Raw genomic sequence first — 25471 nt, 5'->3', positions numbered from 1 at the left:
GTCAACTTAGCGCGCCGACCCAGTTCGACAGTAATTCGGCGCCGGCGTCCCCGCTCTTCTCCGGGTGGAACTGAGTCGCCGCCAGCGGACCGTTCTCGACGGCGGCCAGGAAAGGCACGTGGTGCGTGGCCCAGGTCAGGCGAGCGCCGGGGTCACCCTCCCACTGCTGGGCGGCGTAGGAGTGCACGAAGTAGAAGCGGGTGTCGGCGTCCATTCCCCTGAACAGCACACTGTCCGACGGGGCGTCGACGACGTTCCAGCCCATGTGCGGGATCACGGGCGCGTCGAGGCGGACGACCGCGCCGGGCCACTGTCCACACCCGGTGGACTCCACGCCGAACTCGACACCGCGCGAGAACAGGATCTGCATGCCGACGCACACGCCGAGGACGGGGCGGCCGGCGGTGAGTCGGTCGGCGATGATCTGCTCACCGCCGATCTCGCGCAGGCCCGTCATGCACGCCTCGAACGCACCCACGCCGGGCACGACGAGTCCGTCGGCGTTGGCCGCGGCGTCCGGATCCGCGGTGACCTCGACCTGGGCCCCGACCCGCTCCAAGGCGCGCTGGGCCGATCGGAGGTTGCCCGAGCCGTAGTCCAGGACGACGATTCTTCGCGAAGTCACCGTCACAGAGTGCCTTTGGTGGACGGCACGCCGGTCACACGCGAGTCGTACTCGACGGCTTGACGCAGCGCGCGGGCGACGGCCTTGTACTCGGCTTCGGTGATGTGGTGCGGGTCGCGTCCGTACAGGGTGCGCACGTGCAGCGCGATGCGCGCGTTGTAGGCCAGCGATTCGAAGACGTGCCGGTTGACCACGGTGTGGTACGGCGCCGACGATCCGGCGATCGTGAACTCGACCATGTACTCCGGTTCCCCCGTGTGCACGAAATAGGGACGGCCGGAAACGTCGACCGCGGCGTGCGCGAGGCACTCGTCCATCGGGATGTACGCATCGCCGAACCGGCGGATGCCCTTCTTGTCACCCAGCGCCTGCGCAAGCGCCTGGCCGAGCACGATCGCGGTGTCCTCGATCGTGTGGTGGCCCTCGATCTCGATGTCGCCTACCGCTTTCACGGTGAGATCGAAGCTGGCGTGGGTGCCCAGCGACGTGAGCATGTGGTCGAAGAACGGGACGCCGGTCTCGACGCTGACCACTCCGGTGCCGTCGAGATCGAGCTCGACGACGATGTCGGATTCCTTCGTCTTGCGCTCCACTCGCGCGAAACGGCTCATGTTGCTCCTATCCGCGCGCTGGCTGACAGCAGCGCGTCGTTCTCGTCGGCAAGGCCGATGGTGGTGCGCAGGTAGCCGGGAATTCCGACGTCGCGGATGAGGACACCCTCGTCCAGATAGCGCTGCCAGGTCGCGGGTGCATCGGCGAACTCACCGAACAACACGAAGTTCGCGTCACTGGGAATGACGCGAAAACCCATGTCCGTCAACGCTGCCGACACCCGCTCCCGTTCCGCGATCAGCGTTGCGACGCTGCCGAGGGTGTCGTCGGCATGGCGTAGCGCGGCGCGCGCAGCCGCCTGCGTCACCGACGACAGGTGGTACGGCAGGCGCACCAGCAGCATCGCGTCGATGACGGCGGGTGCGGCGATCAGATAGCCCAGGCGGCCGCCGGCGAACGCGAAGGCCTTGCTCATGGTCCGGCTGACGACGAGCTTGGTCGGATAGGTGTCGAGCAACGCGATCGCGCTCGGCTGTGACGAGAACTCGCCGTAGGCCTCGTCGACGATCATGATGCCACCGTGCATGGCATCGAGGAGCTGCCGCAGATCGTCGAGCGAAACGCTCTGTCCCGACGGATTGTTGGGGCTCGTGACGAAGACGATGTCGGGATTGTGTTCCTTGATCGCCGTCGCGGCCACCGCCGCATCGAGACCGAAGTCGTCGGCGCGGCTGGCCACCAGCCAGCGCGTCTGCGTCCCGTCGGAGATGATCGGGTGCATCGAGTACGAGGGCACGAAGCCGAGCGCGCTGCGCCCCGGACCGCCGAATGCCTGCAGGAGCTGCTGCAGAATCTCGTTGGAACCGTTGGCCGCCCAAACGTTCTCGACACCGACGGGATTCCCGGTCTGCGCCGACAGATACGCAGCGAGGTCGGTGCGCAGCGCCACGGCGTCGCGATCGGGATAGCGGTGCAACTCGCCCGCCGCCGCCCGGACCGATGCGGCCACATCGTCGACGAGAGCCTGGGTCGGCGGGTGCGGATTCTCGTTGGTGTTCAGGCGCACCGGAACCACCAGCTGCGGTGCACCGTAGGGCGATTTGCCGCGCAGGTCCTCGCGCAGCGGCAAGTCGCCGAGGGTGATGCCGCCACCGGGAACAGCCACCGTCACCTTTCGAACCTCCGCCGCACCGCTTCTCCGTGGCTCGGCAGGTTCTCTGCGTTCGCCAATGTGATGACATGCCCTGACACGTCTTTGAGCGCCGCTTCGGTGTAGTCGACGACGTGGATGCCGCGCAGGAAGGTCTGCACAGAAAGACCGCTGGAGTGGCGTGCGCATCCGGCGGTGGGCAGCACATGATTGGATCCCGCGCAGTAGTCACCGAGGCTGACCGGCGACCACGGGCCGACGAAAACGGCTCCCGCAGAACGGATGCGGCCCGCCACGGCGGAGGCGTCGACGGTCTGGATCTCGAGGTGCTCGGCGGCGTAGGCGTTCACCGTCCGCACCCCGGCCTCGATGTCGTCGACCAGCACGATCGCCGACTGCTGCCCGCCCAGCGCAGCCGTCACCCGTTCCCGGTGCACGGTGGTCTCCAGCTGGAGGGCCAGCTCACGGTCGGTCGCGTCGGCCAGTTCAGTGCTGTCGGTGACGAGGACACTGGCGGCCATCTCGTCGTGCTCGGCCTGGCTGATCAGGTCGGCGACGACGTGCACCGGATCCGCGGTGTGGTCGGCGAGGATCGCAATCTCGGTGGGGCCGGCTTCGGCGTCGATGCCGACCTGGGAGCGGCAGATTCGTTTGGCGGCGGTGACGTAGATGTTGCCCGGCCCGGTGATCACGTCCACCGGAGCGAGCTCGGTGCTGCCGTCGGCATCCGTGCCGCCGAACGCCAGCAGCGCGACCGCTTGCGCGCCGCCGACCGCCCACACCTCGTCGACGCCGAGAAGTGCGGCCGCGGCGAGGATCGTCGGATGGGGAAGGCCGTCAAAGTCGGCCTGTGGGGGGCTCGCGATCACCAGTGAATCCACTCCGGCCGTCTGGGCCGGGACGACGTTCATGACGACGCTCGACGGATAGACGGCATTGCCACCGGGCACGTAGAGACCGACTCGCTCAACAGGTACCCAGCGCTCGGTGACGGTCGCCCCCGGCGCGAGTGTGGTCGTGGTGTCGGTGCGGCGTTGGTCGGCGTGCACCGCGCGGGCGCGTTCGATCGCGACCTCGAGCGCGGTGCGGACGTCGGCATCGAGCTGACGGAGAGCATCTGCCAGCTTCTCGGAAGGCACACGGACCTGTTCGGGCCTGATGCCGTCGAAGGTCGCGCCGTACTCGAGCGCCGCCTCGGCGCCGCGCACCGCGACCGCGTCGACGATGGGCCGGACCTTCGGAACGACCGCGTCGACGTCGACACCGCCGCGCGGCAGGGCCGTGCGCAAGCCGGCCGCCGACAACGCTGCCCCACGCAGGTCGATGCGCCGCAGTAGCCCTGGCGATACATTCACGCTGACCATTGTCCCAGAGCTGCACAAATCAGTATCGGAGGCGTCATGTCCGATCGGACCAACCGAAGCAACCACCCCAACAACGCCCCGGGCGTGCCGATGATCTTCCCGGTGTGGTTTGAGAAGCTGCAGATCAAGTACATCAATCCGCTGTTGCGACCACTGTCGAAACGGATGCCCGGGCTCGCGGTGATCAAGCATCGGGGCCGCACCTCAAGCAAGGACTACGAGACGATCGTCACTCCGTACCGCAAGGGCTCTGTGGTGGCCATCGGACTGGCGCACGGCAAGACCAACTGGGCCAAGAACGTGCTGGCCGCAGGCGAGGCAGAGCTGCAGATGGGCAGCACCACACTGCACCTGGTGAGGCCCCGCGTGGTGCCCGCGGGCACCGAGGATCCGTCACTGCCGAAGGTCGCGCAGATGCTTCTCAAGAGGTCTGGAGTTTTCGTCGCGGATATCGCTTGACCTGACCTGCGACACTCACAGCCATGACCTGGCAGATGTGGCTCGCGTTCTTCGGCGCGGCGATCGTCATCGCGCTGACGCCGGGACCGGGCGCCGTCCAGTCGATGGCGACGGGTCTCACGCACGGCGTGAAACGCGGCTACTGGAGCATCTTCGGCCTCGAAGTGGGGCTGATGCTGCAACTGACGCTGGTCGCGATCGGCCTGGGCGCAGCGGTGGCGAGCTCCATGCTGGCGTTCACGGTCATCAAGTGGCTCGGGGTGGCGTATCTGGCCTACCTGGCGGTGCGGCAGTGGCGGTCCGCGACGATGGACCTGAACGAACAGATGGATCGCGCGTTCGACGGTGGCCGACTGTCGCTGCTGGCGCGGGGTTTCCTGGTCAACGCGACCAACCCCAAAGGTCTGCTGTTCTTCCTCGCGGTGATGCCGCAGTTCGTCGTCCCGACCGCGCCGCTACTGCCGCAATATCTCACCATCGGGGTCACGATGACCGCGGTCGACCTGGTCGTCATGGGCCTCTACACCGCGCTGTCGGTGCGCCTGCTCACGTGGCTGCGCACTCCCCGTCAGCAGACGGCGCTCAACCGCGCCATCTCGGGGCTGTTCGCCACCGCCGCCGTGGTGCTGGCGCTGGTGCGACGCGGGCCGGCAGCGGCGTGATCGACCGTTCCACCGTCGGCGCCTGACCTACCCGCAGCGCCCGCTGATCGCCGTGCTGGCGGCTTCGGCGTCCTGCAGGCGACCCGCCTGGACGGGATCACTGTTGGGCACCCCGGCGGTGGCCGCCGCACCGATGTCCATCAGCTGGTTGGCGAACCGCCGGATCTCGCCCGCCAGATCCGAGGGAGTGGCCGGGTCCAGCCGGGCCAGCAGGTACTGGCCGCCGTCGAGCAGCGCGACGCGGGCGTTGGCCGAAACCGCCAGCGCACCGGCGATGTCGTCGGAACCCCCCGGCGGCTCGGCGTTGGTGTTCGTCGCGACACCGGTCCGCACCGTCTCGAACGCCGCGCAGATGGCGCTCTTTGCGTCGGCGCGCTGAGCGTCGGTGTACTCCGGCCCGCTGTCGAAGGTGCGTAGCAGTGCGAACGCTGCGACCCCGAGAGCGAGCACCGCGACCGCCAGGGCCAGCTGCTTCATGGCTACAGATCTAACCCCAGGTCCAGGACGCGAACCGAATGGGTCAGCGCACCCACCGCGAGGTAGTCCACACCGGTTCCTGCGTAGTCGGCCGCGTTCTCCAGCGCCAGGCCGCCCGAGGACTCCAGTTTGGTCTGCGGAGACCGCGCGTCTCTGCGCTGCACTGCGATCTGTGTCTGCCAGACGGGGAAGTTGTCCAGCAGCACCAGTTCGACGTCCTCGGCAAGGACATCGTCGAGCTGTTCGAGCGAGTCGACTTCGACCTCGCACGGCAGATTCGTTGCCGCCGAACGGACTTCGCGCAACGCGGCGACGACCGAACCCGCCGCCGCCACGTGATTGTCCTTGATCAGGGCGGCATCACCGAGACCCATCCGGTGATTTGTCCCACCCCCGACGCGCACCGCGTACTTCTGCAGCGCCCGCAGCCCGGGCAGCGTCTTGCGGGTGTCTCTGATCTGAGCCCGGGTACCCGACACTGCCTCGACCCATGCCGCGGTCGCGGTCGCGACGCCCGACAGGTGACAAACCAGGTTCAGCATCGTGCGCTCGGCGGTGAGCAGACCCTGGGTGGGGCCTGCCACGGCGAGCGCCACCGCACCCGGTTTGACCCGGGTGCCGTCGGTAACCCGGTGTTCGACGTGGTAGCCGTCTGCGCCGAGCACCTCGTCGAGCACCAGCAGTGCCAGATCCAGGCCCGCGACGACACCGTCCTCGCGGGACACCATCGACGCGGTGGTGCGCGCTCGGGCGGGCACGGTGGCCAGCGTTGTCACGTCCGGTCCGTATCGCAGGTCCTCGTCAAGGGCGCGTGCGACGACCGTGCGGGCCTCGGTCAGTTCTTCGTCGGTGAGCATCATGGGCACCCCACCGCGGTCCGCGCCGACTGAACGACGCTGAAGGCCTGCGCCGGATCTGGCTCCGGGTGGTCGCTGCGGTGGTGACAGCCCCGGGTCTCGTTGCGCGACAAAGCCATCGAGGCCACCGCGCCCGCGACCGTCGTGAGCGCGGCGTCCTCGAAGTCGGCACGTGAATCCAGTGCTCGCGGAGTCGCGGTGTCGAGGAGCTCGGAGAGCTCGCGCAGGCCGTCACCGTTGCGGACCACCGAGGCGAACCGCGTCATGGCGTGCTGCAGCTCGGCCCGGGGCAGGGCGGTCCGCACCGGCGCAGCCGGGTCGACGACCCGGCTCGGCCCCGCGGCGTGGGCGTGCTGCGCCGCGGCCGCACCGGCTCGGCCGCCAACAACCAGACCTTCGAGAAGGCTGTTGGATGCCAGCCGGTTGGCGCCGTGCATACCGGTCCTGGCGACCTCCCCCGCGGCGAAAAGCCCTGGCATGTCGGTACTTCCGTACACATCCGTGCGCACTCCGCCGCAACTGTAGTGCGCGCCGGGCACCACCGGGATCGGGTCGCGTGTCGCGTCGATGCCCGCGTCGCGGCACGCGGCGTTCACGGTCGGGAACCTGCGCGCGAAGTCCGCCACGGCGCGCGCGTCGAGGTAGACGCACTCGTCCCCGGTTGCCACGAGTCTTGCCTCGATCGCTGCCGCGACGACGTCGCGCGGTGCGAGGTCGCCCATCGGGTGGACGCCGTCGGTCACCGCAAGGCCGTTCCTGTCGCGCAGCACGGCACCTTCCCCGCGCAGCGCCTCGGTGATCAGTGGACGCCGCCCGCCCCCGCCGGTGTGGAGCATGGTCGGGTGGAACTGGATGAACTCGAGATCACTGACGGGCAGGCCGGCCCACATCGCCAGCGCGACTCCGTCGCCCGTCGACCCGTCCGGGTTCGTGGTGGCCGAATACAGGTGTCCCAGGCCGCCGGTCGCGAGGATCACCGATGGCGCATAGATCGCCCCGAGGCCGTCGTCACTGAGAACAGTGACGCCCGCGATCGCGCCCTCGTCGACGATCAGGTCGAGTGCGACGTGGTTTCGTCGGATGTCGAGCGCCGACGCGGCGTGGTTGAGGGCGCGCTGCACCTCCGCTCCGGTCGCGTCCCCACCTGCATGGATGATGCGCCGCCGGGTGTGTCCACCCTCGCGCGTCAGCGCCCAACGACCCGGCGCTCCTTCGTCGAAATGCGCACCGGCTGAGATCAATTCGGCGACCGCACGGTACCCGTCGGCGACGATCGAGCGGACCGCCTCGGCATCGCACAGTCCGGCACCGGCCGCCAGCGTGTCGGCGACATGCGCGTCGACAGAGTCGTCGTTGTCCGGTAGCACGACCGCGATGCCGCCCTGCGCGTAGAACGTCGCCGTCTCACCGGCCTTGCTCAGCAGCACGACCTTGCGACCGCGGCGATGTGCGGACAACGCAGCCGCGAGCCCGGCGACGCCGGTGCCGACGACGACGACGTCAGCGCGCAGGCGCCAGAACCGGCTCCCGCCGCAGGCGGTCATTCCCCGCCGCCGGGCTGCCCGATCTCGATCATCCGCTGGACGCTCTCGCGTCCCGCCGCGGCGACACCGAGATCCACGTGCACCTCGTCGGCGCCCTCGATGAGGCAGCGCAACATCGCGGCCGGGGTGATCATCTTCATGTAGCGGCACGACGCCCGGTCGTTGACCGCTCGGAAGTCGACATCCGGCGCGGCACGGCGCAACTGGTGCAGCATGCCGACCTCGGTGGCCACCAGTACCTGACGGGCGCCGGTCTCGCGAGCGGCGTCGAGCATGCCGCCGGTGGAGAGGATCTTCACGCGATCCTCCGGGAAGGCACCCTCGCCTGCGAGGTAGAGAGCCGACGTGGCGCAACCGCACTCGGGATGCACGAACAGCTCTGCGTCCGGATGCGCCCTGGCCTGGTCGGCGAGTTCGTCGCCGTTGATGCCGGCGTGGACGTGGCATTCGCCGGCCCAGACGTGCAGGTTCTTGCGGCCGGTCATCCGGCGGACGTGCGCCCCGAGGAACTGGTCGGGGCAGAACAGCACCTCCCGGTCCTCGGGAATGGAGGCGACGACCTCCACCGCGTTCGAGGAGGTGCAGCAGATGTCGGTCTCGGCCTTCACCGCTGCGGTGGTGTTGACGTAGGACACCACGACCGCGCCCGGATGCTCGGCCTTCCAGGCGCGCAGCTCGTCGGCGGTGATCGAATCGGCCAGCGAGCATCCGGCACGCTGGTCGGGGATCAGCACCGTCTTCTCCGGCGAGAGGATCTTGGCGGTCTCGGCCATGAAGTGCACTCCGGCGAACACGATGGTGTCCTCGGGGGCCTCGGCGGCTATCCGCGACAGTGCCAGCGAGTCGCCCACGTGGTCGGCGACGTCCTGGATGGCGGGCAGCTGGTAATTGTGCGCCAGCAGCGTAGCGCCGCGGAGCTTGAGCAGCCGGCGCACCTCGGCGGCCCACTCTGCGTCGCCGTCGACACCGGAGAAACCGCCGGGGCCGTCCACGATCCGGTCCGCAAGTTCGTTCGCGAGAACCGTCATCGCCGTCTCCTTCACTCCTCGAGGTTTTCGACTTACAATCGAAAACATGGCTCATACTAGCACTGAACACGAGGTGCTCGCCGTGGTGTTCCAGGTGCGGCAGGTTCAGCAGGCCGCCAACAAGCGGAAAGCCTCACTTCACGTGCTGTTGTGGCAACGCGCGCTGGAGCCCGAGAAGGAGAAATGGTCGCTTCCCGGCGGCCGACTGGAGTCCGACGAAGATCTGACGAGCTCGGTGAGGCGCCAACTCGCGGAAAAGGTGGACCTGCGTGAGCTCGCCCACCTCGAACAACTTGCTGTTTTCTCCGAACCCGCCCGCGTTCCCGGGCCCCGCACCATCGCATCGACGTTCCTGGGCCTGGTGCCCTCCCCCGCGACACCCGAACTTCCTCCCGACACCCGATGGCACCCGGTCAGCACTCTGCCGCCGATGGCGTTCGACCACGCACCGATGGTCGAGCACGCCCGTACCCGTCTGGTCGCCAAACTGTCGTACACCAACATCGGATTCGCCTTGGCCCCAAGTGAATTCGCGCTTTCGACGTTGCGCGACATCTACAGTTCGGCCCTCGGGCACCCCGTCGACGCCACCAATCTGCAGCGCGTCCTCGAACGTCGCCACGTGATCACCAGAACCGGCACCACCGCCCGATCGGGACGAAGCGGAGGCCGTCCGGCGGCGCTGTACAGGTTCACCGACTCGCGATACCGCGTCACCGACGAGTTCGCTGCGTTGCGCCCTCCCGGGTGAGTCGACTGGATTCTTAAACGCTTCTTAAGTAACAATGCCGGGATGGACTTGGGCAATGTTGCACGGTCGAGCGCCGAACCCGAATGGATCGGCCAGCCTCACCATGAGCCGCTTCAGCCCAAGCGCCGACCGGTCATCCCCGCCAGGGACGCGTTCTACCAGCCGCCCGCCGGCTATGAGCATGCCCGCCCCGGCACCATCCTCCGGTCACGCGACGTCGAGCTGGCGTTCCTGGGGCTGATTCCGCAGAAGTTCCACGCGACCCAGCTTCTCTACCGCACCACCGACCTCAACGGTGCACCGCAGGCCACCGCCACCACCGTGGTCGTCCCGACGGAGCGGACCTCAGAGCGCCCGATGCCGATCGTGTCCTACCAGTGCGCCATCGACGCCGTGGCGGGCCGGTGCTTTCCGTCCTACGCGCTGCGCCGCGGCGCCAGGGCCATCGGTGCGGTGGCCCAGTTCGAGTTTCTTCTCGTGGCGGCTGCTCTGGCCGAGGGTTGGGCGGTGTCGATTCCCGATCACGAGGGCACTGCCGGCATGTGGGGTGCGCCGTACGAGCCCGGATATCACGTCCTCGACGGCATTCGGGCCGCGCTCAACCATGCCCCGCTGCGGCTCTCGAAGGACGCCCCCGTCGGACTGTGGGGCTACTCGGGCGGCGGGCTGGCCTCTGCGTGGGCAGCGGAGGTGCAGGAGAGCTACGCGCCGGAACTCAACGTCGTCGGCGCAGTCCTGGGCTCCCCGGTCGGCGACCTCGGACACGCGTTCCGCCGCCTCAACGGCAGCATCTACTCCGGTCTTCCCGCGATGGTGGTCGCCGCACTGACGCACATCTACCCCGAACTCCACCGCATCATCGACGAACACGCCACCGTCGAGGGCAAGGCCATGCTCGCGCGGATCGAGAAGATGACCACCGCACACGCGATGCTCACCCTCGTCGGCAAGGACATGGCCCACATGGTGGACCGGCCCCTGGAGGAGATCCTGCTGACCCCCGAGGTGCAGCACGTCTTCGACAGCATCAAGCTGGGCACCTGCGCGCCGACGATGCCGGTGCTGATCGTGCAGGCGGTGCACGACCGCATCATCTCCGTCGACGACATCGACGAACTCACCGACACCTACACCAGCGGCGGTGCGAGCGTCACCTATCACCGCGACATGTTCAGCGAGCATCTGCTGCTGCATCCGATGTCCGCGCCGATGACGCTGCGCTGGCTGCGGGATCGTTTCGCCGGTCGGCCGGTGGCCGCCCATATCGCGCGGACCAAATGGCCGACGCTGCTCAACCCGTCGACCTACCGGGGGATGCTCACCCTCGGCAAAATCACGGCGAAGGTGATCCTGGGCCGGCAGGTGGAACGCCAGCCGTTGTCTCGATTCGACCAGTAGGCGGATAGGCATACTCGACCGGCGGCCATGCGCCGAGATCGTCACGTGAACTCGCCACGGCAGCAAACAGATACACGGTGGCCGCCACCGCAGCTGGAAAAAGCAACGTGGCGGCGATCTGGGCGGCGGAATGCCCGAAGAACACCGACGGCGCCTCGGTGATGTAGTACACCCGGCGATCCTCTGTCACCGGCGCGGCAGCGAGGTCGACCGCGCCGTACCGCAGATGCGCGAGCAGTACGCCCACGCCCGCGGCGGTCGCAGCTGCGGCCACCGAGCCGATGCTCAACGCCGCCGCCATCGCCGGCCCGCGGTGTGATCTCCACTGCCACACCGCGACTGCCGCGACCGCCGCGAGCACCGACAGCATGCCGACGACGAGGAAGGCGGACGTGAACCAGTTGTCGGATTCGGCGCCGAGATAGGCCTTGACCCGGTCGCCGCTGCGGGTCAACGCGATGATGCCGTGGATCGGCGGGGCAAGCCATGCCCACAGTGCACCGACGGCGGCTCCCGCCGCGGCCAGCCCGACTACGACGCTGGACAACGCCTTCGCGCGGGGCACGGCGGGCGGCTGGGCAGGTGCGGTCACCGGTAGCGATCCAGATCGGTGGAGTCCACGATCCCATGCCGCGAGCACTTGGCCCACCAGCCGTCAGGGCGGACCTGAACGATCATCCGGCGCCCACAGGCGGCGCAGAACCGCGGAGGTTCCAGTCCGAGCTGGGCGGCGGTGGGCGTGTCGGCGCCCGCTGCATCGACCGTGTCGACGCCGGTGTAGACGTTGTAGGCGCCTGCGCCGACGGGGGCGGGCAGCTCTGGGCTGTCGGTGACCATCACCCTTCTGGTTCTACCGTGACGCCGAACTACAGCGTGGCATTGAGGGCTTTGATCGGCATCTGCAGATCATCGAGGAGCTGCAGGTCGGCCTCGGCAGGCCGGCCGAGCGTGGTCAGGTAATTGCCGACGATGACGGCGTTGATGCCGCCGAGGATGCCCTGCTTGGCCCCGAGGTCGCCGAGGGTGATCTCCCGACCCCCGGCGAAGCGGAGCATGGTGCGCGGCAGCGCGAGCCGGAACGCCGCCACCGCCTTGAGCGCCTCGGAGGCCGGCAACACCTCGAGGTCGCCGAAGGGTGTGCCCGGCCGCGGGTTGAGGAAGTTCAGCGGGACCTCGTGCGGGTCGAGCTCGGCGAGGTTCGCGGCGAATTCGGCGCGCTGCTCCAGTGTCTCCCCCATGCCGAGGATGCCGCCGCAGCAGACCTCCATGCCGGCGTCGCGAACCATTTGCAGTGTGTCCCAACGCTCTTCCCAGGAGTGGGTGGTCACGACATTGGTGAAGAAGGAGCGGGCGGTCTCGAGGTTGTGGTTGTAGCGGTGCACGCCCATCGCCGAGAGCTGCTCGACCTGATCCTGGGTGAGCATGCCCAGCGAGCATGCGATCTGGATGTCGACCTCGTTGCGGATGGCCTCGATACTGGCGGCGACCTGCGCGAGGAGGCGCTCATCGGGACCACGGACTGCGGCGACGATGCAGAACTCGGTGGCGCCGGTCTTGGCGGTCTGCTTGGCCGCTTCCACCAGGCTCGGGATGTCGAGCCAGGCGCTGCGCACGGGCGAGGCGAAAAGGCCTGACTGCGAACAGAAATGGCAGTCCTCGGGGCACCCGCCGGTCTTGAGGCTGATGATGCCCTCGACCTCGACATCCGGTCCGCACCACTTCATCCGGACCTCGTGGGCGAGCTCAAGCAGGGCGTCGAGCTGATCGTCGGGCAGCTGCAGCACCTGAAGTGTCTGGTCCTGATCGAGTCCCTCGCCACGCTCCAGCACCTGCTCGCGCGCTTGCACCAGAATGTCGGTCACCTAGTCGCCCTCCTGCGTCTTGAACGGTGTTCAGGTTAGGGTATTGCCGTGCAGCTCCACAAACGCGACGTGGTCGACATGGCGACGTCCCTGCTGGACAACTACGGGATCGCCGACCTGTCGATGCGCCGCCTCGCGCGCGAGCTCAACGTCTCCCCCGGCGCGCTGTACTGGCATTTCGCCAACAAGCAGCAGCTCCTCGGCGCGGTGGCCGATCGCATCCTGCAACCGCTCGGTGAGGTCGACGGCGAGTGGCGCATGCGCGTCAGCGCGACGTGCGCACAGCTGCGCGACGCACTGCTGTCGCACACCGACGGCGCCGAGCTGGTGTCCGCGAGTTTCGCGGCCGGCCAATCCGAGTCGATGACCGCCGTGCTGGATCGACTGGCATCGGCAGCCCGCGAGGCGGGTGTGGCATCCGGACACGCCGAGCTTGCGGCCCGCACCGTCATCTACTACGTGCTCGGATTCACCGCCGACGAGCAATCGCGCCTGCAGTGGGATGCCGCGGGCGCCGATGTCGAGCACACCGTGTGGACCGAGGACCCGAGCGCGCGATTCACCTTCGGCCTGCGGCTGCTCACCGACGGCATTGCCACGCACAGCGACGAACCAGTGACGAGTGTGCTGTAGCGCAGGCGGATTGACCAGATCAGAAGCCCGGCCGGGACGGTCAACCGATCGGGTGCTCGACTTTGGCATTACCGTCCCAGTGCCGCAAGCCGACTGCGGTGGCAACGACGTCCTGCGTCACGCCCGGCAGCGCCAGCGCCGCGGACAGCTGGCCGACAGGGACCCGCCTCGACAGCGTGACGTGCGGCGTCCAATGCCCCGGATTCGTGTGCGGCAGGGGCTCTTCCGTCATGTGTGGCAGGCAGGTCCGGTGCACCTCCTGCTGCAGCTGCAGCAGTTCGGCCGTCGGCACCACGAGGCGTACCAAGGTGACGGAACGCCCGTGCCCGAACAGCATCGGCGCTCCGAGAACGCAGTGAAACGGCAGGCATGCCAACAGCGGCGCGAGCGCGTCGTCGACGCCGTCTCCCATCGAACCGGCCACCGTCAGGGTGACGTGCGGGCGGTTGGTGGGCGACTGGTGACCGGCGAGGCTGCGGATCCCGTTCTGCGCCAGATCGTTCCACGCCTGCCGGACAGCGGCGTCGGTGGTGGGGTCGAATAGCAACTCGACGGAATGGACCATCAGCCGACGAGGGCTTCGACCCAGGAACGGTCGAATGCCTGCGCACTGAGCCGCTCGAAGTCCGAGGGGCCAAGTGACCCGGCCCCAGCGGGCAGCGCGGCACGCACCGGCGCCAGCCGGGCAAGAGCATCCCGGTTGTCGATCTCCGCGACTCCGGGTTGTGCCGGCCATGCGCCGATCACCAGTCCCGCACTGTCGACGTTCTTGTGCGCCAGCGCTTCCAGGGTCAGCACGGTGTGATTGAGCGTACCGAGACCGGGGGCGACGACGGTCAGCACCGGCGCCCCGAGGTCGACCGCGAGGTCGCGCAGGGTGGTCCCGTCCGCCCCGATCTCGACGAGCAGCCCGCCCGCGCCTTCGACCAGGGTGAGCCTGCCCGGGCTGTCGGCTTCGGTCACCAGGTCGCGAAGCGCCTGCCGGGTCGGCAACTGGCCGCCGGCCCGTTGTGCTGCTGCCAGCGGCGCGAGGGGCTCGGGAAACTTTGCGACGGAATGTAATCGGGTGATGCCGGCGAGCCGGGCCACCTCGGCGAGGTCGTCGTCTCCGTCGAGCGTTCCGGTCTGCACCGGTTTGCACACCGCGACGTCGAGACCGGCGAGCCGGGCATGGCAGGCCAACGCCGCGGTGGCGACGGTTTTCCCGATGCCGGTTCCAGTTCCGGTGACGACGAGGACGCTCACGAGGGCGACAACACCTCGGTGAGCACCTCGGTGGCGAGTGCCATCTCGTCGTCGGACAGCGAGGCGCGCGCAGTCAACCGCAGGCGGGAGGTTCCCGCGGGCACGGTGGGCGGACGGAAGCAACCCACCCGCACGCCCCGCTCGAGGCAGGAGACTGCTGCGGCCAAGGCGACCTCGGGCTCGCCCAGGATCACCGACACCACTGCCGAGGACGGAACGTCCGCGACGTCGCAGATCGACGCCAACGTCGCCGCATGGTCGAGCACACGCTGCGCACGCCACGGTTCTTCGATGAGCACCTGCAGCGCCGCGTGGGCGGCACCGACCGCGGCGGGCGCCAGACCCGTGTCGAAGATGAACGGCCGCGCCGCGTCGATCAGGTGTGCGCGCACCGCTGCAGGCCCCAACACCACCCCGCCCTGGCTGCCGAGTGCCTTGGACAGCGTCGTGGTCATCACCACGTCCGGCGCCCCGGCCAGGCCCACCTCGTCGAGTAGACCGCGCCCCCGGTCGCCGCGGACGCCGAGCCCGTGGGCCTCGTCGACGATCAGCAGGGCTCCGTGTCGGCGACACGCGTCGTGCAGTTCGCGCAGGGGTGCGAGGTCTCCGTCAGCGGAGAACACCGAGTCGGTGACCACGACGGCGCGTTCCTCGGAGCGGGTGGCCAGCGCGTCCTCGACAGCCGCCGCGTCGTTGTGAGGCGTGACGACCACCCGCGCGCGGGACAGCCGGCACGCATCGACGAGCGAGGCGTGGGTCAGCGCGTCGGAAACCAGAAGAGATCCAGGGCCCGACAGCGCGACGACGGCGCCGAGGTTGGCGGTATATCCCGACGAGAACACCAGTGCGGAGCCGGCGCCGACGAAGGACGCCAGTGCATCCTCGAACTCTTCGTGCAACTCGGTGTTTCCGGTGACCAGACGAGACCCGGTCGAACCAGCGCCCCACGTGCGAAGGGCGGCGACCCCGCCCTCGATCACGCGGGGGTGCTGGGACAGGCCGAGGTAGTCGTTGGAGGCCAGGTCGAGCTCTGCGCCCACCGGCGGCCGGGTGCGCAACGACCGGCGCAGTCCCGCCGCGCGGCGCTGCGTCTCGACCTCGTCAAGCCAGGACAGCGGCGACAGACCGACGCGGGTCACGGTTGGCTCCTTTGTCTCTTGAACACCGTTCAGGTTAGTGCACGCGCGACCTCGACCATCGCCGAGGTGATCTGGGCGACCTCGGCGGGTGTGCAGATGAAGGGTGGCATCACATAGATGAGGTTGCGGAATGGTCGCAACCAGACGCCGTGCTCGATGGCCACCGGTGTGGCGACCCGAAGATCGACCGGCCGGTCCACCTCGATCACGCCGATCGCTCCCAATACCCGCACGTCGACGACGTTGGGCAGCTCGGCTGCGGGCGCCAGTCCGGTCCGCAGGCCGGCCTCGATCGCGCCGACCCGGGACTGCCAGTCCGTCGCGAGCAGCAGTTCGACCGACGCCACGCTCACCGCACAGGCCAGCGCGTTGGCCATGAAGGTGGGCCCGTGCATCAGCGCCCCCGGCGGATTCGCGCTGATGGTGCGGGCAACCTCGCGGGTGCACAGCGTCGCCGCCAACGTCAGGTAGCCGCCGGTGAGCGCCTTGCCGACGCACATGACATCCGGGCACACCCCCGCGTGGTCGGCGGCGAACATGGCGCCCGTCCTGCCGAAACCGGTCGCGATCTCGTCGAAGATCAGCAGCACGCCGTGCTGGTCGCAGAGCCTGCGCAGGTCCACCAGATACCGGGGGTCGTGGAACCGCATGCCGCCTGCGCCCTGCACGACCGGCTCGACGATCACCGCGGCGAGTTCGTGCGCGTGCCGGTCGAGCTGCTCGGCGAACGCTGCGGTGTAGGCGGGGTCGTATTCGGTCGGCACGGGCGGGGCGAACACCTGGTCGGCGAGCAGCGAGTTGGCGCCACTCCACAGCTCGTGCATGCCGCCCTGCGGATCGCAGACGCTCATCGGGGTGAAGGTGTCGCCGTGGTAGCCGCCGCGCCACGTCATCAGGCGGCTCTTGGCAGGGTGTCCGCTGCTGCGCCAGTACTGCAGCACCATCTTGACCGCGACCTCCACCGACACCGACCCGGAGTCGCTGAAGAACACCGTCTCGAGCCCCTCCGGCGTCAGGTCGACCAGAAGGCGGGCGAGCCGGGCGGCCGGCTCGTGGGTGAGTCCGCCGAACATGACGTGGTTCATCGTCGCGAGCTGTTTTGTGATCGCCGCGTCCAACTCAGGGTGGCCGTGGCCGTGCACGGCCGTCCACCACGACGCCATCGCGTCGAGCACCTCCACCTCACGGCCGTCGTGCACGACGGTGAGCCACGCGCCGCGAGCACCGACCGCCACGACGGGCGCCAACGCATCGTCGCCGATGGGGCTGTACGGGTGCCAGATGTGAGCGGCGTCGATGGCGCTGATCTCATTCGGCCTCAACGCAGACACCTTCGGTAGATTAGCCGTCGACCATGATGACCCTCGCCCCTGCCCGGCCGGCACAGACCACCGCCCCGGGCTCGTCCCCACGCGTCCCGGTGAAACCCGGTTCCGGCATGGGAACGCGCACGTCAGGGTTCTACCGGCACGATCTCGACGGGCTGCGCGGCATCGCAATCGCTCTGGTGGCGGTGTTCCACGTGTGGTTCGGGCGGGTGTCGGGCGGCGTGGACGTCTTCTTGGTGCTGTCCGGTTTCTTCTTCGGCGGCCGGTTGCTGCGCAATGCCCTCACCCCGGGAGCGTCGCTGCGGCCGGTGCCCGAAGTGACGCGGCTCGTCCGGCGGCTGCTGCCCGCGCTCGTGGTCGTCCTGGCCGCGTCAGCGGTGCTGACCATCCTGATTCAGCCCGAGACGCGTTGGGAGGCCTTCGCCGACCAGAGCCTCGCGAGCCTCGGGTATTACCAGAACTGGGAGTTGGCCAGCTCGGCAGCCGATTATCTGCGCGCGGGAGAATCCGTCAGCCCGCTGCAGCACATCTGGTCGATGTCGGTGCAGGGGCAGTTCTACATCGCCTTCCTCGCGCTGATCGTGTTGTGTGCGTGGCTTTTCCGCCGCATCTTCGGCAGGTACGCCCGAGCGGCGTTCGTGACGTTGCTCAGTGCGCTGACGATCGCGTCGTTCGTATACGCGATCATCGCCCACAACGCCGACCAGGCCACGGCGTACTACAACAGCTTCGCCCGCGCCTGGGAACTGCTGGTCGGCGTACTCGTCGGCGCGGTCGTCCCGTATGTGCGGTGGCCGATGTGGCTGCGCACCGTGCTCGCGGTCGTCGGGCTCGCCGCCATCCTGTCGTGCGGGGCCTTGATCGACGGCGTGCACGAGTTCCCCGGGCCGTGGGCGCTGGTGCCCGTCGGCGCGACACTGCTGTTCATACTCTCGGCGGCCAACCGCTATGCCGATCCGCACACCGATGGCCGCATCCCCGCCCCGAATCGACTCCTGGCGTCGAAGCCTTTCGTAGCGCTCGGCGCGATGGCCTACGCCCTGTACCTGTGGCACTGGCCGTTGCTGATCTTCTACCTCGCCTACACCGGCGGGTCGCGGGTCAACTTCGTCGAAGGCGCGGGCGTGCTGCTGGTTTCCGGCGTGCTGGCGTGGCTGACAACGCGTTTCGTCGAGGAACCGTTGCGCGCCCGCGGCGCCCCGGCCGCCTCGGCAGCCGTCAGCAAGGCCCCGCTGCGCACCCGGCTGCGCAGGCCGACGATCGTGCTCGGATCAACGGTCGCGCTTCTCGGTGTCGCCCTGACCGCGACGTCGTTCACGTGGCGCGAACACGTCACCGTGCTTCGCGCCAACGGCAAGGAACTCGCCACCCTGTCGATCCGTGACTATCCGGGCGCTCAGGCACTCGTCAACAACGCCAAGGTGCCGAAGCTGCCGATGCGCCCCACCGTCCTGGAGGCCAAGGACGATCTGCCCGAATCCACCACCGACGGTTGCATCAGCGACTTCGACAATGTCGGCATCATCAACTGCACCTACGGCGACAAAGCAGCGACGCGGACGATCGCGCTGGCCGGCGGTTCACACGCCGAACACTGGATCACCGCGCTGGACCTGCTGGGCCGGATGCACAACTTCAAGGTGGTCACCTATCTGAAGATGGGCTGCCCGCTGACAACGGAGCGGAACCCGTTGGTGATGGGCGATAACCGCCCTTACCCCAAATGCCGGGAGTGGAACGAACGGGTGATGCCGCGCATCATCGCCGACAAGCCGGACTACGTGTTCACCACGTCGACCCGGCCCTGGAACATCAGGGCCGGCGACGTGATGCCGTCGAGCTACCTGGGAATCTGGCAGGAGTTCTCCGACAACGACATTCCGGTGCTCGCGATGCGCGACACCCCGTGGATGGTGCGCGACGGAGAACCGTTCTTCCCCGCCGACTGTCTCGCCGGCGGCGGCGACGCCATCTCCTGCGGGATCGAACGTTCCGAAGTACTGTCGGACCACAACCCGACGCTGGACTACCTCGCCCGGTTCCCGTTGCTCAAGCCGCTCGACATGAGCGACGCGGTCTGTCGTTCCGACTACTGCCGAGCCGTGGAGGGAAATGTGTTGATGTATCACGACGCACATCACATCTCGGCGACGTACATGCGCACGATGGTCGACGAACTGGGTCGCCAGGTCGGCGCGGCCACCCGATGGTGGACCGACTGATGCCGTCGGGCGAACGAACGATCCCTGCCGTGTGGCCGGGGACGCCGTATCCCCTGGGTGCCACCTACGACGGTGCGGGAACGAACTTTTCGCTGTTCTCCGAAGTGGCCGAGCGTGTCGAGCTGTGCCTGATCGGCAAGGACGGCCGCGAGCAACGGATCGATCTCGACGAGGTCGACGGTTACGTCTGGCACTGCTATCTGCCGACGATCACCCCCGGCCAGCGGTACGGCTTCCGCGTGCACGGGCCGTGGGATCCGGTCGCCGGGCACCGGTGCGATCCCAGCAAGCTCCTCCTCGATCCCTACGGCAAGTCGTTCGATGGGGATTTCGAATTCACCCAGGCGCTCTACTCGTACGATCTGCAGGCCGACGACCTGGCCACGGGCGGAGTCCCACCGCGGGTCGACTCTCTCGGCCACACGATGACCAGCGTCGTCATCAACCCGTTCTTCCAATGGGGGTCCGATCGCCCGCCGCGGACTCCCTACCACGAAACGGTGATCTACGAGGCGCACGTCAAGGGCATGACGCAAACCCATCCCGGTGTGCCCGAGGAGTTACGCGGCACCTACGCCGGCCTGGGCCATCCCGCGGTCATCGACCATCTGAGGTCGCTCAACGTCACCGCGATCGAGCTGATGCCGGTGCACCAGTTCATGCATGACCACCGGCTGATCGATCTCGGTCTGCGGAACTACTGGGGCTACAACACATTCGGGTTCTTCGCGCCCCACAACCAGTACGCCGCGACCCGCAATGCCGGCGGAGCCGTCGCCGAGTTCAAGACGATGGTGCGCGCGTTCCACGAGGCCGGGATCGAGGTCATCCTCGACGTGGTCTACAACCACACCGCCGAAGGCAACCACCTCGGCCCGACGATCAACTTCCGTGGCATCGACAACGCCGCCTACTACCGTCTGCTCGACGGGGACCTGCGCTACTACAAGGACTTCACCGGCACCGGCAACAGCCTCAGCGCCCGACACCCCCACACGCTGCAGCTGATCATGGACTCGCTGCGCTACTGGGTGCTAGACATGCATGTGGACGGCTTCCGCTTCGATCTGGCATCGACGCTGGCCCGCGAGTTCTACGACGTGGACCGGCTGTCGGCGTTCTTCGACATCATCCAGCAGGATCCCGTCATCAGTCAGGTCAAGCTGATCGCCGAACCGTGGGACGTCGGCGAGGGCGGTTATCAGGTCGGGAATTTCCCAGGTTTGTGGACCGAATGGAATGGGAAGTATCGCGACACTGTGCGTGATTTCTGGCGGGGCGAGCCCGCAACCCTAGGTGAGTTCGCCTCCCGGCTGACCGGCTCCTCAGATCTGTACGAGGCGACCGGCAGACGGCCGAGCGCCAGCATCAACTTCGTCACGTGCCACGACGGTTTCACCCTCAACGACCTCGTGTCCTACAACGAGAAGCACAACGAGGCCAACGGCGAAGACAACCGCGACGGTGAGAGCCACAACAGATCGTGGAACTGCGGCGTCGAGGGGCCGACCGATGACGCCGAGATCTTGGAGCTGCGCGAGAAGCAGATGCGCAACATCTTGGCCACGCTGATGCTGTCCCAGGGCACCCCGATGATCGCCCACGGCGACGAGATGGGCAGGACCCAGCGGGGCAACAACAACGTCTACTGCCAGGACTCCGAGCTGTCCTGGATGGACTGGTCGCTGTGCGAGACCAACGCCGACCTCGTCGAGTTCACGCGCAGGATGGTGAAATTCCGCAAGGACCACCCGGCGTTCCGGCGCCGGAGGTTCTTCGACGGCAACGTCGTCCACACCGAAGACCAGATCCGGGACATCGAATGGCTCACCCAGTCGGGGACAGAGATGACACCGGAGGACTGGGGCTCGGGCTTCAAGTGCGTCTCGGTGTTCGTCAACGGTGATGCCATCCCCGCACCGGACATCCGCGGGGAGAAAGTCGTCGACGACTCCTTCCTGCTGTGCTTCAACGCTCACGACAAGGCGGTCGACTTCGTGGCCCCCGACGGTGACTACGCCAAGGAGTGGGCGGGCGCCGTCGACACCGCCGACCCACAAGGGGTGAGCACGCTGGAAGTAGTTGCCGGCGAGACGATTACGCTTTCGCCCCGGTCCGTTCTGGTTCTGCGCAAGGTCGCCTGACATGTCAGTGATCTCCACGTACAGGCTGCAGATGCGCGGACCGTCCAGCGGCGAGGCGTTCACCTTCGCCGACGCCGAGAACTTGGTGGGCTATCTCGCCGACCTCGGGGTGTCCCACCTCTACCTGTCCCCCATTCTCACCGCCGGTGAGGGGTCCACCCACGGCTACGACGTCACCGACCCCACCACCATCTCGGCGGAACTCGGTGGGCCCGAAGGGTTCCGGCGGCTCTCCGAGAAGGCCCGGGCAGCCGGCCTCGGCGTGGTCGTCGATATCGTGCCCAACCACGTCGGGGTCGACGTCCCCTCGGAGAACCGATGGTGGTGGGATCTGCTCACCCACGGGCGGGAGTCGGCGTACGCGTCCTACTTCGACATCGACTGGAACGTGGACCCGCAGGGACGGATCGTGCTGCCCGTCCTGGGTTCCGACGACGACGTGACGGACCTGACCGTCGACGGCGACCTGCTGCGGCTCGGCGACCGACAGTGGCCGATCGCGCCCGGTACCGGTGACGGCAGCGGGCCCGAGGTCCATGACCGGCAGCACTACAAACTCATCGGCTGGCGGAACAACATCTGCGGATACCGCCGGTTCTTCTCGATCACCTCCCTGGCGGGGCTGCGCCAGGAAGACAAGGCCGTCTTCGATGCCACCCACGCCGAGGTCAAGCGCTGGTTCACCGAAGGCCTGGTCGACGGCATCCGCATCGATCATCCGGACGGATTGTCGGATCCCGCAGGCTATCTGGGGTGGCTGCGGGAGCTGACCGGGCCGGATGCGTGGATCGTCATCGAGAAGATCCTCGCGGTCGACGAAGCATTGGACATCAGCCTGCCGGTCGCCGGCACCACCGGCTACGACGCGTTGCGCGAGACCGGCGGACTGTTCATCGATCCGACCGGCGCCAAGTCGCTGACCGCGCTGGTCGAATCGGCCGGCGTCGACTACTCGACGATGAGGGACCAGGGCCGCGAGCTCAAGGTCGAGGCCGTCACCGTCACGCTCGCCAGCGAACTCGCCAGGGTGCGTCGTGCGGTCGTTGCGGCCACCGGGCGCGATCACGCGCTGCTGGGCGACGCCGTCGCCCTGTTGCTCAGCCACGTCGGCGTCTACCGGTCCGACTATCCCGCCCTCGCCGTGGTCCTGCCCGTCGCCATTGCCGAAACCAGTTCGGAACGCCCGGAACTGACCGAACCGCTCGCGCTGCTCGCAGCTGCCCTCGACGTCAGCGACGAGGTCACGGTCCGGCTGCAGCAGCTGTGCGGTGCGGCGACCGCGAAGTCGATGGAGGACTGCCTTTTCTACCGGGATCCCCGCCTGGTTTCACTCAACGAAGTCGGCGGCGAGCCGGAGTATTTCGGGGTCAGCGCCGCGGAGTTCCATCAGCGCGCCTCGGTCCGGGCAGGTCTGTGGCCGCACGCGATGACGACGCTGAGCACCCATGACACCAAACGCGGCGAGGACGTGCGGGCCCGTATCGGGGTGCTGTCGCAGGTGCCTTCCCTGTGGTCCGAACTGGTGCAGGGCTGGGAACGGAGTCTCTCACCACCCGATCCGGTGACCGGATTGTTCTTGTGGCAGAACGTTTTCGGCGTGTGGCCGGTCAGCGGTGAGGTGAGCGACGAGCTGCGTCAGCGCCTGCATGGTTATGCCGAAAAGGCGATCCGTGAGGCCGCACTTCACACGACGTGGAACGATCCCGACGAAGAGTTCGAAGGCGCCGTCCACGGGTGGCTGGACGCGATCATCGACGGTCCTGTCGGCGTGGAGCTGACAGCGCTGGTCACCCGGCTCGCGCCGCACGGCCACAGTGATGCGTTGGGGCAGAAGCTCATCGCGCTGACGGCACCCGGCGTTCCGGACATCTATCAGGGCACCGAGCTGTGGGAGGACAGCCTGGTCGACCCGGACAACCGACGGGCGGTGGACTACGCCCTTCGGCGCGAGGCGTTGACGACGCTTGAGCATCCCAAGATTCGTGTGGTGCGGGAAGCATTGAAACTCCGTCGCGAACGACCCGGCAGCTTTCTGTCGGGCGGGCATCGTCCGTTGCTTGCAGACGGTGAAGCAGCCGAGCACCTCGTCGCCTACCTTCGCGGTGAGGACGTTCTCGTCGCGGTCAGCCGATGGACCGTGCGGTTGACCGACAACGGTTGGGGGGAAACGTCCTTGGCACTGCCTGACGGCTCGTGGACCGACCGACTCACCGGGACGGACCATCGCGGAAGCGTCGCAGCGACCGACCTGTTCGCCGACCTGCCCGTCGCGTTGATGGTGCGGACCGATGGCTGATCACGAGTTCGCCGTATGGGCGCCACAGCCCGAGCAGGTACGCCTCGATGTCGGGGGCACGCTGCACCCGATGACCCGCACCCCGGACGGCTGGTGGCGCGCGGTCGTCGACACCGCCGCCGACGCCCGGTACGGCTTCGTGCTCGACGACGACGCGACGGTGATCCCCGACCCTCGTTCGCCACGACAGCCCGAGGGTGTCCACGAACGGTCGCAGCTGTGGAGTCCGTCCCCGGACGCGTGGACCGATGCCGGTTGGCAGGGCCGTTCGATCGAGGGCGGCGTGATCTACGAACTGCACGTCGGCACCTTCACGCCCGACGGGACGTTCGACTCCGCGATCGAGAAGCTGGACTATCTCGTGGATCTCGGTGTGGACTTCGTCGAGGTCATGCCTGTCAACGCCTTCAGCGGCACGCACGGTTGGGGTTACGACGGTGTGCTCTGGTACGCGGTGCACGAGCCGTATGGCGGGCCTGACGGGCTGGTGCGTTTCGTCGACGCCTGCCACCACCGCGGACTCGGCGTCCTCATCGACGCGGTGTTCAACCATCTCGGCCCGTCCGGCAACTATCTGCCGAAATTCGGGCCGTATATGTCGAGCGGTTCCAATCCGTGGGGCGAATCGATCAACATCGCCGACGCGGGGTCCGATCAGGTGCGCCGCTATATCCTGGACTGTGCGCTGCGCTGGATGCGCGATTTCCATGCCGACGGGTTACGGCTCGACGCTGTGCACGCCCTGGTCGACACCACCGCCGTTCACATCCTCGAAGAGATGTCTGCCGAAACCGAGGCGCTCGCAGGCGAAGTCGGCCGTCCGCTGTCGCTGGTCGCCGAAAGCGACATGAACGACCCACGGTTGATCACACCTCGCGACCAGGGCGGCCTGGGCATGACCGCGCAGTGGGACGACGACATCCACCACGCCATCCACTCGGCCGTCTCCGGCGAACAGCAGGGGTATTACGGCGATTTCGGAACGCTGGCCACACTGGCGGAGACGCTGCGGCACGGGTACTTCCACGCCGGTACGTTTTCGTCGTTCCGCGGGCGCCGGCACGGCCGTCCGCTGGACACCGCGACGATCCCGGCCACGAGGCTGCTGGCCTACACCCTGACTCATGATCAGGTCGGCAACCGCGCCATCGGTGACCGCCCGTCGCAGAACCTGACGGCAGGCCAGCAGGCCATCAAGGCCGCGCTGGCACTCGGGTCGCCCTACACGGCAATGCTTTTCATGGGTGAGGAGTGGGCGTCGTCGTCGCCGTTCCAGTTCTTCAGCTCGCACCCAGAACCCGAGCTGGCCCGGGCGACGGCGGAGGGCCGCAAGAAGGAGTTCGCCGAGCACGGCTGGGATGCCGACGAAATCCCCGATCCGCAGGATCCGGAGACGTTCACACGCTCGAAGCTGAAGTGGGACGAGATCACCGACGGCGAACACGCACAGCTGCTCGAGTTCTACCGCGGCCTGATCGCGTTGCGCCACAACGAACCCGACATGGCCGACCCGTGGCTGGACAACCTGCGCGTCGACTACGACGAAGACGGCCGCTGGTTCGTCATGCGCCGCGGCGCGCTCTCGATCGCGTGCAACCTCGGTGCCCAGCCCGTCGAGATACCGGTGACCGGCGAGGTCGTGCTGGCGTGGGGCGAGCCGGCGGCGGGAACGGAGTCTACCCGTATCGACGGGCACTCCGTCGCGGTTCTGCGCGCACAGTAGCCGCCTGGGGCG

At 67.9% G+C, this 25471-nt stretch carries 24 protein-coding genes; 9 read left to right on the top strand and 15 right to left on the bottom strand.

Features of this window, described 5'->3' with window-relative positions:
* Position 1: 1 nt before the first annotated feature.
* Genes hisH through hisD form a run of 4 tightly spaced genes read right to left on the bottom strand, consistent with a single transcriptional unit; the run spans position 2 to position 3691 of the window.
* Positions 2-625 (bottom strand): imidazole glycerol phosphate synthase subunit HisH, encoded by a 624-nt coding sequence (gene hisH / locus ACAG24_RS18455; protein ID WP_370474125.1) that lies wholly within the window; start codon positions 623-625, stop codon positions 2-4.
* A 2-nt stretch (positions 626-627) separates the two neighbouring features.
* Complete coding sequence (gene hisB, locus ACAG24_RS18450; protein WP_370474124.1) at positions 628-1236, bottom strand: imidazoleglycerol-phosphate dehydratase HisB; 609 nt, start codon at positions 1234-1236, stop codon at positions 628-630.
* Positions 1233-2342: a histidinol-phosphate transaminase gene (locus tag ACAG24_RS18445; RefSeq protein ID WP_370474190.1), complete on the bottom strand. Its 1110-nt coding sequence runs from the start codon at positions 2340-2342 to the stop codon at positions 1233-1235. Before ACAG24_RS18445 ends, hisB begins: the two co-directional genes overlap by 4 nt.
* A 2-nt stretch (positions 2343-2344) precedes the next feature.
* On the bottom strand, positions 2345-3691 hold the full coding sequence (gene hisD, locus ACAG24_RS18440) for a histidinol dehydrogenase (RefSeq protein WP_370474123.1): 1347 nt from the start codon (positions 3689-3691) through the stop codon (positions 2345-2347).
* A 36-nt stretch (positions 3692-3727) separates the two neighbouring features.
* On the opposite strand from hisD, the gene ACAG24_RS18435 reads away from it, so the two are divergent.
* Together ACAG24_RS18435 and ACAG24_RS18430 are read left to right on the top strand one after the other, a co-directional pair.
* Positions 3728-4150 (top strand): nitroreductase family deazaflavin-dependent oxidoreductase, encoded by a 423-nt coding sequence (locus ACAG24_RS18435; RefSeq protein ID WP_370474122.1) that lies wholly within the window; start codon positions 3728-3730, stop codon positions 4148-4150.
* 23 nt (positions 4151-4173) lie between these two features.
* Positions 4174-4812, top strand: coding sequence for a LysE family transporter (locus ACAG24_RS18430; protein ID WP_370474121.1), 639 nt, complete (start codon positions 4174-4176; stop codon positions 4810-4812).
* A gap of 27 nt (positions 4813-4839) precedes the next feature.
* Here the strand turns inward: ACAG24_RS18430 and ACAG24_RS18425 are convergent, their stop codons facing one another.
* Genes ACAG24_RS18425 through nadA form a run of 4 tightly spaced genes read right to left on the bottom strand, consistent with a single transcriptional unit; the run spans position 4840 to position 8718 of the window.
* A complete protein-coding gene (locus ACAG24_RS18425) occupies positions 4840-5289 on the bottom strand; it encodes a hypothetical protein (protein WP_370474120.1) in 450 nt (149 codons plus the stop codon).
* A 2-nt stretch (positions 5290-5291) separates the two neighbouring features.
* On the bottom strand, positions 5292-6149 hold the full coding sequence (gene nadC / locus ACAG24_RS18420; RefSeq protein WP_370474119.1) for a carboxylating nicotinate-nucleotide diphosphorylase: 858 nt from the start codon (positions 6147-6149) through the stop codon (positions 5292-5294).
* Positions 6146-7690, bottom strand: a complete 1545-nt coding sequence (locus tag ACAG24_RS18415) for an L-aspartate oxidase (protein ID WP_370474118.1) — start codon at positions 7688-7690, stop codon at positions 6146-6148. The genes nadC and ACAG24_RS18415 overlap by 4 nt, the downstream gene beginning before the upstream one ends.
* Complete coding sequence (gene nadA / locus ACAG24_RS18410) at positions 7687-8718, bottom strand: quinolinate synthase NadA (RefSeq protein ID WP_370474117.1); 1032 nt, start codon at positions 8716-8718, stop codon at positions 7687-7689. Before nadA ends, ACAG24_RS18415 begins: the two co-directional genes overlap by 4 nt.
* Positions 8719-8791: 73 nt before the next feature.
* Between nadA and ACAG24_RS18405 the strand changes: the two genes are divergently transcribed.
* Together ACAG24_RS18405 and ACAG24_RS18400 are read left to right on the top strand one after the other, a co-directional pair.
* Positions 8792-9469, top strand: coding sequence for an NUDIX hydrolase (locus tag ACAG24_RS18405; protein ID WP_445206218.1), 678 nt, complete (start codon positions 8792-8794; stop codon positions 9467-9469).
* A 42-nt stretch (positions 9470-9511) separates the two neighbouring features.
* Entirely contained in the window at positions 9512-10867 is a 1356-nt protein-coding gene (locus ACAG24_RS18400) for a lipase family protein (protein ID WP_370474115.1), read from the top strand.
* Here the strand turns inward: ACAG24_RS18400 and ACAG24_RS18395 are convergent.
* From ACAG24_RS18395 to bioB, 3 genes are read right to left on the bottom strand one after another with little or no spacing between them, the layout of a single operon-like run.
* The gene (locus ACAG24_RS18395) at positions 10803-11459 is read right to left on the bottom strand and encodes a DUF2567 domain-containing protein (protein ID WP_370474114.1); all 657 of its coding nucleotides are present in this window, start codon (positions 11457-11459) and stop codon (positions 10803-10805) included. The two genes, ACAG24_RS18400 and ACAG24_RS18395, sit on opposite strands and share 65 nt — an antisense overlap.
* Positions 11456-11704, bottom strand: a complete 249-nt coding sequence (gene bsaP, locus ACAG24_RS18390; RefSeq protein ID WP_370474189.1) for a biotin synthase auxiliary protein BsaP — start codon at positions 11702-11704, stop codon at positions 11456-11458. The genes ACAG24_RS18395 and bsaP overlap by 4 nt, the downstream gene beginning before the upstream one ends.
* 29 nt (positions 11705-11733) lie before the next feature.
* Positions 11734-12729, bottom strand: coding sequence for a biotin synthase BioB (gene bioB, locus ACAG24_RS18385; protein WP_370474113.1), 996 nt, complete (start codon positions 12727-12729; stop codon positions 11734-11736).
* 48 nt (positions 12730-12777) lie between these two features.
* Here bioB and ACAG24_RS18380 point away from each other — a divergent pair, with 48 nt between their 5' ends.
* On the top strand, positions 12778-13362 hold the full coding sequence (locus ACAG24_RS18380; protein ID WP_370474112.1) for a TetR/AcrR family transcriptional regulator C-terminal domain-containing protein: 585 nt from the start codon (positions 12778-12780) through the stop codon (positions 13360-13362).
* A 40-nt stretch (positions 13363-13402) separates the two neighbouring features.
* Here the strand turns inward: ACAG24_RS18380 and ACAG24_RS18375 are convergent, their stop codons facing one another.
* Genes ACAG24_RS18375 through ACAG24_RS18360 form a run of 4 tightly spaced genes read right to left on the bottom strand, consistent with a single transcriptional unit; the run spans position 13403 to position 17077 of the window.
* Positions 13403-13927 (bottom strand): 2'-5' RNA ligase family protein, encoded by a 525-nt coding sequence (locus ACAG24_RS18375; RefSeq protein ID WP_370474111.1) that lies wholly within the window; start codon positions 13925-13927, stop codon positions 13403-13405.
* Positions 13927-14607, bottom strand: a complete 681-nt coding sequence (gene bioD, locus ACAG24_RS18370; protein WP_370474110.1) for a dethiobiotin synthase — start codon at positions 14605-14607, stop codon at positions 13927-13929. The genes ACAG24_RS18375 and bioD overlap by 1 nt, the downstream gene beginning before the upstream one ends.
* The gene (locus tag ACAG24_RS18365) at positions 14604-15746 is read right to left on the bottom strand and encodes an 8-amino-7-oxononanoate synthase (protein ID WP_370474109.1); all 1143 of its coding nucleotides are present in this window, start codon (positions 15744-15746) and stop codon (positions 14604-14606) included. The genes bioD and ACAG24_RS18365 overlap by 4 nt, the downstream gene beginning before the upstream one ends.
* Positions 15747-15775: 29 nt before the next feature.
* The gene (locus tag ACAG24_RS18360; protein ID WP_370474108.1) at positions 15776-17077 is read right to left on the bottom strand and encodes an adenosylmethionine--8-amino-7-oxononanoate transaminase; all 1302 of its coding nucleotides are present in this window, start codon (positions 17075-17077) and stop codon (positions 15776-15778) included.
* Positions 17078-17100: 23 nt separating this feature from the next.
* On the opposite strand from ACAG24_RS18360, the gene sucT reads away from it, so the two are divergent.
* Genes sucT through treZ form a run of 4 tightly spaced genes read left to right on the top strand, consistent with a single transcriptional unit; the run spans position 17101 to position 25459 of the window.
* Positions 17101-19296 carry an acetyltransferase SucT gene (gene sucT, locus ACAG24_RS18355; RefSeq protein ID WP_370474107.1) on the top strand — a complete coding sequence of 732 codons (2196 nt, stop codon included), beginning with the start codon at positions 17101-17103 and terminating at the stop codon, positions 19294-19296.
* Entirely contained in the window at positions 19296-21440 is a 2145-nt protein-coding gene (glgX, locus tag ACAG24_RS18350; protein ID WP_445206215.1) for a glycogen debranching protein GlgX, read from the top strand. The genes sucT and glgX overlap by 1 nt, the downstream gene beginning before the upstream one ends.
* Before the next feature lies 1 nt (position 21441).
* Positions 21442-23736 (top strand): malto-oligosyltrehalose synthase, encoded by a 2295-nt coding sequence (gene treY, locus ACAG24_RS18345; RefSeq protein ID WP_370474105.1) that lies wholly within the window; start codon positions 21442-21444, stop codon positions 23734-23736.
* Positions 23729-25459 (top strand): malto-oligosyltrehalose trehalohydrolase, encoded by a 1731-nt coding sequence (treZ, locus tag ACAG24_RS18340; RefSeq protein WP_370474104.1) that lies wholly within the window; start codon positions 23729-23731, stop codon positions 25457-25459. The genes treY and treZ overlap by 8 nt, the downstream gene beginning before the upstream one ends.
* Positions 25460-25471 lie beyond the last annotated feature (12 nt).

It is taken from the genome of Mycobacterium bulgaricum (assembly GCF_041287165.2).
Taxonomy (GTDB): domain Bacteria; phylum Actinomycetota; class Actinomycetes; order Mycobacteriales; family Mycobacteriaceae; genus Mycobacterium; species Mycobacterium bulgaricum.
The sequence above is the reverse complement of the archived record's forward strand: the minus strand, read 5'-3'. Positions and strand labels throughout refer to the sequence as shown.

Coding starts and splice junctions, on each gene's coding strand:
- hisB (WP_370474124.1), bottom strand. CDS start 1,236: ATGAGCCGTTTCGCGCGAGTGGAGCGCAAGACGAAGGAATCCGACATC.
- hisD (WP_370474123.1), bottom strand. CDS start 3,691: ATGGTCAGCGTGAATGTATCGCCAGGGCTACTGCGGCGCATCGACCTG.
- ACAG24_RS18435 (WP_370474122.1), top strand. CDS start 3,728: ATGTCCGATCGGACCAACCGAAGCAACCACCCCAACAACGCCCCGGGC.
- ACAG24_RS18430 (WP_370474121.1), top strand. CDS start 4,174: ATGACCTGGCAGATGTGGCTCGCGTTCTTCGGCGCGGCGATCGTCATC.
- ACAG24_RS18425 (WP_370474120.1), bottom strand. CDS start 5,289: ATGAAGCAGCTGGCCCTGGCGGTCGCGGTGCTCGCTCTCGGGGTCGCA.
- nadC (WP_370474119.1), bottom strand. CDS start 6,149: ATGATGCTCACCGACGAAGAACTGACCGAGGCCCGCACGGTCGTCGCA.
- ACAG24_RS18415 (WP_370474118.1), bottom strand. CDS start 7,690: ATGACCGCCTGCGGCGGGAGCCGGTTCTGGCGCCTGCGCGCTGACGTC.
- nadA (WP_370474117.1), bottom strand. CDS start 8,718: ATGACGGTTCTCGCGAACGAACTTGCGGACCGGATCGTGGACGGCCCC.
- ACAG24_RS18400 (WP_370474115.1), top strand. CDS start 9,512: ATGGACTTGGGCAATGTTGCACGGTCGAGCGCCGAACCCGAATGGATC.
- bsaP (WP_370474189.1), bottom strand. CDS start 11,704: ATGGTCACCGACAGCCCAGAGCTGCCCGCCCCCGTCGGCGCAGGCGCC.
- ACAG24_RS18375 (WP_370474111.1), bottom strand. CDS start 13,927: ATGGTCCATTCCGTCGAGTTGCTATTCGACCCCACCACCGACGCCGCT.
- sucT (WP_370474107.1), top strand. CDS start 17,101: ATGATGACCCTCGCCCCTGCCCGGCCGGCACAGACCACCGCCCCGGGC.
- glgX (WP_445206215.1), top strand. CDS start 19,296: ATGCCGTCGGGCGAACGAACGATCCCTGCCGTGTGGCCGGGGACGCCG.
- treY (WP_370474105.1), top strand. CDS start 21,442: ATGTCAGTGATCTCCACGTACAGGCTGCAGATGCGCGGACCGTCCAGC.
- treZ (WP_370474104.1), top strand. CDS start 23,729: ATGGCTGATCACGAGTTCGCCGTATGGGCGCCACAGCCCGAGCAGGTA.